The following is an 8679-nucleotide window of genomic DNA, read 5'->3' as shown; positions in this document are numbered from 1 at the left end:
GCCTTTTTGATTTGTAAGAAAACTTAAAATTGTTGACCAATTTGATTCTGATATATAATATTCCATATATGTTAAGTGTGTTATTTGTTTCGCAAAACTATTTAAATACACTTAACATCTTTATGCAAAAATTTTGTTCATGGAACCTAAGATAAGAGTATTTACTCAACAGGCTTTTTTATCTTCATAAAAACTAGTACTTTCTACTATTTTAAATTAACTTAGCTTTAACTACACTCATCTAAAAAATTATATTAAAGAGGTGAGTTTAAATGAGATTATGTAATCTTTGTTCAATTCACTTCGCAGGAATGTCCATGTAAAACTTGTGAAAGAAGGATCTCTTCTAAGGAGAGAAACTTAATACACAAATTGATTATATCTCCAGATTATACGTACAATCCTCGTAATAATTATGATGTAATCATTTCCCGCCTAAAACCTTTATTTTCATTTCCTGACCCTTCCTCTAAACCTTATATGAGTTTTTTTAGAAATATTAAAAGCAATCATATAAATTTAATTAATATTTCTGTTCATATAGAGGATCAACAAGGGATTCCATATGATTGTTTAAATACTCTGCATAATAGCTATGCATTAAATGAGAGTTATCCAAGTATTCCTCTAGAGTTGGCTTTTTACAAAAAGAGTAAGGATATCCAGAATGATTATAAAATCGTATTTTGTAAAACAATTACAGAAGCAGTATTACGACAAAACACTCATATTCTATTTATTGTTAAGAATCTACCACTAGTTGATGAATATCCAGAAAATGTAATTAATGATGGACCCATTGACTCAATAGATAGATTATTAGAAAAAATAACTAGGCATTTAATAAAGGTCAAGTTACAAGACGTTATAACAAAATCTGTTCGAGAATATATTAACTGGTTTGATAATCGAAAGTCAATAGGCTTTATTAACAGACATGGTGTGGATGGAAAAGATAGGGCATTAGCTCTTGAAAGGATGGCTTATAGAGCAAAGAGTCTACAAGAAGTTGTTAATGCTATAACAAGTTTTTTTAATAATACTATAACAGATGAGCATGGAAAGAAAATTCCAGGCAATATAAGAACACGCAATCACTCATTTATAAGCTTTTTCCTAAATCAACTAAAATATGAACATACTTTTATTAAAAAGGAATTATTGCCAACACTAACACTAAATAGTCAACATGATTATACAAGTTCTAGTATGACAAACGAAAGAGAAACAGCTAAACGACTTTTAAGCCTAAGAAGACTCTCATAAGCCCTACGATTTAGATAATAAGTTTTAGCCAATAAAATTTAGTAGCTACTGTAGTTACATAATATTTTGGTGTAAGCCTAGTTTTCTCACAACTAGTGATTTCTTTAAACTTTATATTCATAAAAATCCGTACTTTCCACTATTTTAACCTAAATTAGCTTTAGTTAATATTCTTTCTAAATTTTATATTTAAGAAGGTACTTATAATATGCGATATGGCCCATCACTTTCACCTAAGAGCACAAGAACTTTGACACCTGAAAGTTCTTCTCAAAATTCTAATAACCTTTGTAGAATTACTACCCCCCCAAATCTTCATGAGCATCTATTTCTTTTTCCAAGTCGTATGAGTTTTGTTCGAGATAGTAGGCTCTCAGAAGAAGCAGTTAAAATTTCTCTTATTATGAATACCTCCCCACAAAGTAAGTTCTACAGGTATTACAATATTTTGCGGAATGGCTCACGTCAGATTTATCCTAATATTTCTATAGATCTCTGCTTTTACAATAAGAAGTTGGACGAGCATGTTTATAGAGTTATATTTTGTGAAACTCCTAGTCAATCAGAAAGCTTAAGAAACCTAGTAAATAATACTCAAATAGAAAACCTTAGAGCCTTCTTTTTTGTTAATGAGAATGTACTAAACGTTAATGATAATCCAGAAAATGTAATTGTTAATGGATCCACTTATGATATAGATGAAATATTACTAAAAATAACTAATCATATGATAAAGATTAAACTAAAAAAGGTTATAAAAAAATCTGTTGAAGAATATATTATGTGGTCTAAGAATCAAAGGTCCATAAGCATTTTTAAAAGACATGGTAAGGATGGGATAAGAAGGGCATCTGCTCTTTACGACAAAGCTTCTAAGGCAACTAGCATACAAGAAGTTGGTAGTGCAATAACAAGTTTTTTTAATAATAGTATAAGAGATGATGATGAAAGGAGAATTCCAGGCTCAATAAACACAAACAATCACTCATTTATAAGCTTTTTCCTAAATCAACTAAAAGATGAAGGAAATAATATTATAGAGACATTATGGCCAAATCTAAGACTAGATGAACTAACAGATTATACGCTCCCTAATGCTCTAAGAGCAAGAAAAGAAGCTAAACGACATTTGAGCGAACCAGTACAACCGATAAACCTAAGAATTAGTTGATATTGATAGGCTTTAGCCAATGAAGTTTTATGTAGCATATAATATTTTGGTGTAAACCTAGTTTTCTCACAATTAGTGATTTCTTTAGACTTTATATTCATAAAAATTAGGTTCTGTGCACAGAGCTTAATAAATACGTATTTTCTACGATACAAGCCTTCTTTGAAATACATATAATTAATTACCAACTAATTTTAAAAGTTCCATATATTGTATGAATGAAGATAATAATCTAGCTGACTTAATAAGCCTAAATGCAGTTAAACAGATATCCAAAGACAAAATTATAGATTTACTATATTCCAAAAAATACAATAGATTTTTTAAAAAAAATCAAATCTTAGCAAAAATGTTTCCCAAAAATCCAGATCTAGCTGATGATGCAACCTTAAGTAAAAGGTGGGAACAATCTCTGATTGATGGAATTTTACCAAATACATACCCAAGTATTTCATACCAATCAATTAGATTAAAAATATCACCTTTTGATGAGAGTTTATCTCTCAAAAAAGATAATGCAATTGAGATAAATTCATATTTTATCCAAGATTTAGAACTATCTTTAGATGCTCATGGCTTCTCAGGTTTTATCGACTTTGTATACCCATACCAAACAGAGTATGATGACAAACTAATGGGCATACTTACATCAGGTCTTCCATTTCAGCTCGAAATCACTATTAAACAAGAGTTTTTTATAGAAGATGATCAAAAAGATTTTATTGAAGAGAATGGCGATCTTAGTAATGAAGAAATAAAATTTACGGGTTATGCTGGTAATTCACAAACCAAACAAACCTTAATAAGAGATCCTAAATTTGGAGGCAAAGATACAAGCCTCATCAAGTTCGATGGTTTATACAAAATAGATTTTTGTGATTCCATGAGCTTTTTTTGGCAACAATTAAATCCTATATCCCTTTATAGTGGTCAATCTTACGAAAAAATATTTCAAGAACAAAATACACCATTTAGCAGCTTGGTCAAACTAAATTTTGATAAAAGTTGTGACGATGCTCTAAAGCAAAAAATACCTTTCATCTGCGTTAACTGTCAAGATGATAACTATAGCTTATACAAATACTTTCTATATATACTTGAAGAGTACAACTTACTTTTACTATACAACTATAAAGATGAAAAATATACAATCACATCAAACTATAAAGATTTAGTATCAAAAGCAAAACCTGTTAAAACAATATTTAAAGAAGATAAGAAAAAAATACAAGAGATCAAACATATTCACGAAAAGCCATATTTAGTAGAAAAATCTTTGATAAATATCAATCCAAAGATTTCTGAAAAGCAAAATATTGAAGTTACAGAGTTAAAGAGTATTCCAAAAAAAATTAATAACTTTAAACATACAAAAACAACTCAACATGACGTTAGTAAGTTATTTAAACTAAAGGTTGATAACTACAAAGATAGGCTTAAAAACACTTTCGCTGCAAAATCAATAGGATTAGAAATACAAAGTTATTCTATTCCATGCTCTTTCTCCCTTTACCCTCTTCAGAATAATTTTAAATTCGCAACAAAAGAATGGGGAATCATTTTAGGTAAAGAAGATAATAAAATGATCTTGCATAGAACTAAACTAAAATTTGAAAAAACACCCTTATATTCAAAAAATAATAAGAGGCATCCTATTGCTTTTGAAGATAAACAAGATGGTGAAATAGTAAAAGATAAAGTAACTTTTGAGTTCGAAGATACTGCTATAAGTAATAGTGAGCTTCCTTTAATGTTTAACTGTAGCTCACACTTTTATTTCTACAATGAAGAATCATGGCCTAAGCTTGAAGGTGCTCAAAAGCCACATCCTCTTAATATAGGTGGAAATATTTTCACAACAAAACAAGATGATGAAAACTCAAATTATGCAAGCTGTTTATTTGATTATAATAGTGACTCAAGTAAAAGTATGGAAGTAAATAAAAGCTATAGTAGTAGCAGTAAAATCTCAAACTTAGATCCAAATAGTATAAGTCGTCCTAGATACCAGATAAAAGTTGCTCCTCAACTATGGACAGAATTAACTCCAAAAAATAAGCAATTTGTTCCAGCAAATATATTACTACCGTCATACTCAAATATGCTTTTTTATTTAAAATCAGGCACAGAGGTAGAGGTTAGCCTACTAGAAGAATATGCAGATATTACAAAAATTAAGAATTACTTAGCTCCTAATGATATGTTTTCGGCTGGAGATAAGGAACAGCAGCAAGGGATAGTTTTTGAAAACAGAAAAGAGCAATCTACTGTTATCAAAAATGTATATAAACCATCTGATAAAACAAACTCTTTCAAAATAAGTCATAATCCCGCAAAGAATGGAACTCCATCAAACTTAGAAATGAACAATCAGTCCTTCAAGATAAGTGTTAATTGCAAAAAATAATATAAGGTAACTTTATGAATATGTATATTGTAACTACTTTTATTCTTCTCTTATTATTAATATTTATTATTATAATATCGCTACTTTTTAATATAAAGAACTGTAGAAGAATATTATCTCGATTTAAAATTTATAGAACAAATCAATTAAGTAAATCACTAAGGCATTTATTATCTAAAGCTGATAATAAAACAAAGAAGTCCTTCAAAACAACAGCAAACTTCTTTATTCATATAAATACTTCAAAGCAGAGAATTGTTGAACAAGAAACAAACAAAACTATAGGAACTGAACTATTTAAAATAGAAGGTCACAACTATAATCAATATCTCTCAAATGACTCTTATGTTTTAGAGCTACATAAACTTCATAACAATCATACTTATAAAGAATTAGGAAAATTTTGTAATAAAGTAAGTGCCATCAATGGCAAAATCCCTTCTCTTGTATATTCATTTGAATATAAGAAGCTAAAAGATGAAACCTTCATGCAAGAAGAAATAAAAAGTATAAGATCAATAATTATTCAGCTCATAAAAATTTATAAAGAGGTTCCAAATCTAATTCTATCTATATCGGATATTCAACAACATCCTAATTATTCAGATTTTATAGATTGCGTTAAGTCTCACAATATACCTTTATTATCTCCTAGAATTGATCCCAATAATATAGAAGTGGAAATAAATAGCCATCTAGAAACCTTAAATATGCTAGGCAATAATATCCTTTTTAACAAACACCCTCAAAAGTTTTTAAACTTTACATACTTTATTAATGACACTTACGATAATTTTAAAAACTTATTGAAAGAACAGTATTATTTAGACCATAGTAAACATATCAAAAATATTTTGTTATATATTAATAATACTAGATCAGATATTAACCAAAACTTATTTCAAAGTCCAATTAAGATACATCGTTATAAAATAAAAACATTAAAGAAATCTATTTGGATAGGACTAGGCACAGCATTAGCTTTTATAAGTATAATATTTACAGTAAACATATTTACTTATAAAAATATCCTTAATGAATATAAAGAACGCCTTACTACTATTCCAAATAAAATCGAAGACCTTAACAAAACAATTTGCTTAAGTAAAAACTATACCGATAATATTGGCTCCAAACTATTTGTTAGCAGTCTCTACCCTAAAAAATTATTTATCCATAGCATCAACTTAAATGAAGTATTAAAAATACAACAACAGATTGCCTCTCTACTAAAAGATCATAATAAAATCGCGCCGGATGATTATATTACAAGAACATTTATATTTCTGATTCTTATTGCCCCTCAAAATACTAATTTAAAAGAAATGATAAAGTCAAACCTACAAGTATGGAGTTTAGCAACAAACATTCCTAAGAAAACTATTAATACATACATAAATGGATCTGTCCCAGATATTAATCCAAATATTAGTAATATCAATATTAGAAAGCTCCCAGATAATAACTACTTTGTAAAATCTAGCTCTTATAATCTAATTAAATTATATATAGCAAAGAATCATAATATTAACTTAAAAACATTAAATTTTTTTATGGATCAAATAAGTTTGCCAATGGCTAAACAAAAAATAATAAAAACATTCATGAAAAAAGTTTTCCCAGAAGTTAAAGATTCGCTATCTAACTATAATAAAACATTTCTTGAAGAGCTAAATATTCATATTAACAGTTCAAGTAATTCACAAGAAGATATTCAAAGAATAAAAAAATTAATTCCTACAAAAAAGGAAACTGAAGTATATAGTCTTCAATCAGCTCTTGATTTACTAACAAATTTAGATAAAAAAATAAACAAGAGTTTAAATAGTGACTCAAAACTAAAAACATTTTGGTATCAAGTAGTATTTCAAGCAACATATAATGATATTATGAATAATTTAGCTCTATCAAAAGCTAAATTAGTTGATGATAACACAGAAAAACAAACGATTATTAATGTAGGAGATAACGGAGGCTACAATGGAAATATATCTATTATATATACAAAAATTGGCTTAAATGAGGTAGTACTCAAACAAATAGCTTCTTATAAGCATATACTTAAACTCCTAACTTTTCATAAAATTGATACTCAGCATATTGAGAACTACTACAACACAGCCATACAATCCTATATCCAAGATTATAAAAAAGCATACATAAAGCTAATAGCATCATATAAAGATAGTATAACCCCCGATGATATTACATCTTCTTTGCTTCTAATTTCATCAACTAATTCTCAATTTAACAATATGTTAAAAATGTTATCCGACAATACTGTATTTAATAAAGAGATCCTAAAAGAAATACCTCAATTAGATTTAGTAAGCTCATATTTTTATAATGTAAATAAAATGATTACTAACCCTAATGATATGGATAAATATAATCAAATAATTAAAGATTTAGCTAATGAAATTAATGAAAATGGTCATGAACAAGCGTCTATGAACAAAATAACTCTCAACTTATTTCATAAGTCAAAAGATTCATACTTTTATAAAGTAAACTCTTTACTTAAAAAAAATAATATAAGCCCAAATAACTCTATAATATTTACTGCTCCTTTACAAAACATCATCAATTTTGGTAAACCTTATCTTATAAAAAGCAAGTATAAGCAATGGAATGATAACATACTTCCTATACTCAATAAGTATAAAAAGTACTACCCATTCTCTAAGGACTCTAATAAAAGAATCTCTCCAGATGAACTAAATAAGGTATTTGGCCCTAAAGGAAATTTCTGGAAACTTGTCAATAAAGATATGTATGAAATCTTTGAGTATAAGAACGGCAGATGGAAAAGTATAGCCCCCAACTTTTTTGGTGAAAATACAAATGATATGCTAATGAAACTAAATAACACTCAAAAGCTTACTAATACTCTATGGGATAGTTCTGGTAAGCCAAAGCCTATAAATATTAAAGTTAAAATAATGCCTTCCCCAAATAGTCTTTTAACAAATAATAGCTTTGTTAAGATGACGTTACTAAATATAGGCGACCAAAAAGCTGTAGGTATTAGTACCCAACAAAAAACCATCAATTTAAAATATTATTGGTTTGAAAAGCAACCTTGTTCAGTTGGATTTATCGATAGTAATGATCAAATAAACTCTATTGAAACACGTTATAATTATTGGTCATTTTTTTACTTACTTAATCAAGCTAAGAAAAAAAATGATATATATGAATGGTATCAAAACGGTACTGTGATTAAATTTAAAATTGATCTAGATAATATATTTACCCACTTTAATAATTAATATTTTGGAGAACTAATAATGAAAAAAATTATACTTACTACTACAATAATATCATTACTATCAAGTTGTTATACAACTATACCTAAAGATGAATTTAGATTGAATATAAAGTCATCTAGTAATGCTAATAATGGAAATAACTATCTTTTGGTTTATGAACAACCAAGCTCTATGGATAAAATGGCGCAGGCAACGTATAACTCCCTTAGTAGAGAAATTTTAGATAATGACCACCAATCAAAACTTGTTCATCCACAAGATCAAAGTACTGCTCTAACCTTTAAAGCAAAAGATGAACCTGCTGCTATATACTTCGTTGTAAATATGGGTAAAAATTATAACACTTGGAGATATTATATCCCTAATCCGGGTGGAAATTCTTGGGACTGCTCAATAAATGGAAACGGTAATACTAGTTGTCAACAAAGTGGAAAGTAGTTATGCTAAAACAAAGAGATTTTATAAAAAAATATATTAGCTCTATAGATAAAAACAATGCTGGCAGTAGTAATTCTAATAGTTCTTCTATAGTCAAAGACAATGTACCTGGAGCAAGCAACATT

5 protein-coding genes are annotated in these 8679 nt (G+C 28.0%); all 5 read left to right on the top strand.

The genetic code is table 11. The features are described 5' to 3' along the window. Positions 1-372 precede the first annotated feature (372 nt). The 5 genes from F3D62_RS11935 to iglE all read left to right on the top strand — a co-directional run bounded on the left by F3D62_RS11935 (position 373) and on the right by iglE (position 8554). The gene (locus F3D62_RS11935) at positions 373-1266 is read left to right on the top strand and encodes a hypothetical protein (RefSeq protein WP_191092613.1); all 894 of its coding nucleotides are present in this window, start codon (positions 373-375) and stop codon (positions 1264-1266) included. A 208-nt stretch (positions 1267-1474) separates the two neighbouring features. Beyond that, positions 1475-2437, top strand: coding sequence for a hypothetical protein (locus tag F3D62_RS11930; RefSeq protein ID WP_150468471.1), 963 nt, complete (start codon positions 1475-1477; stop codon positions 2435-2437). A gap of 214 nt (positions 2438-2651) precedes the next feature. Further along, positions 2652-4844, top strand: coding sequence for a hypothetical protein (locus F3D62_RS11925; protein WP_150468470.1), 2193 nt, complete (start codon positions 2652-2654; stop codon positions 4842-4844). Between the two features lie 14 nt (positions 4845-4858). Next, the gene (locus F3D62_RS11920) at positions 4859-8116 is read left to right on the top strand and encodes a cation-binding protein (protein WP_150468469.1); all 3258 of its coding nucleotides are present in this window, start codon (positions 4859-4861) and stop codon (positions 8114-8116) included. A gap of 18 nt (positions 8117-8134) precedes the next feature. Continuing rightward, positions 8135-8554, top strand: a complete 420-nt coding sequence (gene iglE, locus F3D62_RS11915; RefSeq protein WP_150468468.1) for a type VI secretion system lipoprotein IglE — start codon at positions 8135-8137, stop codon at positions 8552-8554. Positions 8555-8679 lie beyond the last annotated feature (125 nt).

Origin of the sequence: Francisella sp. SYW-9, assembly GCF_008711465.1 — a bacterium.
Lineage (GTDB): Bacteria > Pseudomonadota > Gammaproteobacteria > Francisellales > Francisellaceae > Francisella.
This window is presented reverse-complemented; position numbering and strand designations above follow the sequence as displayed.

Coding starts and splice junctions, on each gene's coding strand:
- F3D62_RS11930 (WP_150468471.1), top strand. CDS start 1,475: ATGCGATATGGCCCATCACTTTCACCTAAGAGCACAAGAACTTTGACA.
- F3D62_RS11920 (WP_150468469.1), top strand. CDS start 4,859: ATGAATATGTATATTGTAACTACTTTTATTCTTCTCTTATTATTAATA.
- F3D62_RS11925 (WP_150468470.1), top strand. CDS start 2,652: ATGAATGAAGATAATAATCTAGCTGACTTAATAAGCCTAAATGCAGTT.
- iglE (WP_150468468.1), top strand. CDS start 8,135: ATGAAAAAAATTATACTTACTACTACAATAATATCATTACTATCAAGT.